Origin of the sequence: Streptomyces sp. NPDC004327, assembly GCF_042873935.1 — a bacterium.
Lineage (GTDB): Bacteria > Actinomycetota > Actinomycetes > Streptomycetales > Streptomycetaceae > Streptomyces.
On the sequence record NZ_JBIAME010000016.1, the window covers coordinates 1 to 1,875 of the forward strand.

Sequence of the window (1,875 nt, forward strand, 5' to 3'; positions counted from 1 at the left end):
AGCCCTAACGGGTGTTGTGATGGGTAGGGGAGCGTCGTGTGCCGGGTGAAGCAGCCGCGGAAGCGAGTTGTGGACGGTTCACGAGTGAGAATGCAGGCATGAGTAGCGATACACACGTGAGAAACGTGTGCGCCGATTGACTAAGGGTTCCTGGGTCAAGCTGATCTGCCCAGGGTAAGTCGGGACCTAAGGCGAGGCCGACAGGCGTAGTCGATGGACAACCGGTTGATATTCCGGTACCCGCTTTGAAACGCCCAATATCGAGCCCATTAATGCTAAGGCCGTGAAGCCGTTCCGGACCCTTCGGGGAAAGGAAAGTGGTGGAGCCGCTGATCCAAGGTGGTAGTAGGTAAGCGATGGGGTGACGCAGGAAGGTAGTCCAGCCCGGGCGGTGGTTGTCCCGGGGTAAGGGTGTAGGCCGTGTGGTAGGCAAATCCGTCACACGTTAAGGCTGAGACCTGATGCCGAGCCGATTGTGGTGAAGTGGATGATCCTATGCTGTCGAGAAAAGCCTCTAGCGAGTTTCATGGCGGCCCGTACCCTAAACCGACTCAGGTGGTCAGGTAGAGAATACCGAGGCGTTCGGGTGAACTATGGTTAAGGAACTCGGCAAAATGCCCCCGTAACTTCGGGAGAAGGGGGGCCACGCCTGGTGATCGGATTTACTCCGTGAGCTGGGGGTGGCCGCAGAGACCAGCGAGAAGCGACTGTTTACTAAAAACACAGGTCCGTGCGAAGCCGTAAGGCGATGTATACGGACTGACGCCTGCCCGGTGCTGGAACGTTAAGGGGACCGGTTAGCTCAGATTCGTCTGGGCGAAGCTGAGAACTTAAGCGCCAGTAAACGGCGGTGGTAACTATAACCATCCTAAGGTAGCGAAATTCCTTGTCGGGTAAGTTCCGACCTGCACGAATGGCGTAACGACTTCTCGACTGTCTCAACCATAGGCCCGGTGAAATTGCACTACGAGTAAAGATGCTCGTTTCGCGCAGAAGGACGGAAAGACCCCGGGACCTTTACTACAGTTTGATATTGGTGTTCGGTTCGGCTTGTGTAGGATAGGTGGGAGACTGTGAAGCGGCCACGCCAGTGGTTGTGGAGTCGTCGTTGAAATACCACTCTGGTCGTGCTGGATGTCTAACCTCGGTCCGTGATCCGGATCAGGGACAGTGTCTGATGGGTAGTTTAACTGGGGCGGTTGCCTCCCAAAGGGTAACGGAGGCGCCCAAAGGTTCCCTCAGCCTGGTTGGCAATCAGGTGTTGAGTGTAAGTGCACAAGGGAGCTTGACTGTGAGACCGACGGGTCGAGCAGGGACGAAAGTCGGGACTAGTGATCCGGCGGTGGCTTGTGGAAGCGCCGTCGCTCAACGGATAAAAGGTACCCCGGGGATAACAGGCTGATCTTCCCCAAGAGTCCATATCGACGGGATGGTTTGGCACCTCGATGTCGGCTCGTCGCATCCTGGGGCTGGAGTCGGTCCCAAGGGTTGGGCTGTTCGCCCATTAAAGCGGTACGCGAGCTGGGTTTAGAACGTCGTGAGACAGTTCGGTCCCTATCCTCTGTGCGCGCAGGAATATTGAGAAGGGCTGTCCCTAGTACGAGAGGACCGGGACGGACGAACCTCTGGTGTGCCAGTTGTTCTGCCAAGGGCATGGCTGGTTGGCTACGTTCGGGAGGGATAACCGCTGAAAGCATCTAAGCGGGAAGCCTGCTTCGAGATGAGTATTCCCACCTCCTTGAGAGGGTAAGGCTCCCAGTAGACGACTGGGTTGATAGGCCGGATGTGGAAGCCCAGTAATGGGTGGAGCTGACCGGTACTAATAGGCCGAGGGCTTGTCCTCAGTTGCTCGCGTCCACTGTGTTAGTTCTGAAG

1 rRNA gene is annotated in these 1,875 nt (G+C 56.7%); it reads left to right on the forward strand.

Features of this window, described 5'->3' with window-relative positions:
* Positions 1 to 1,843, forward strand: a 23S ribosomal RNA gene (locus ACFYU9_RS36505); the annotation flags it as partial.
* Positions 1,844 to 1,875: the final 32 nt, after the last annotated feature.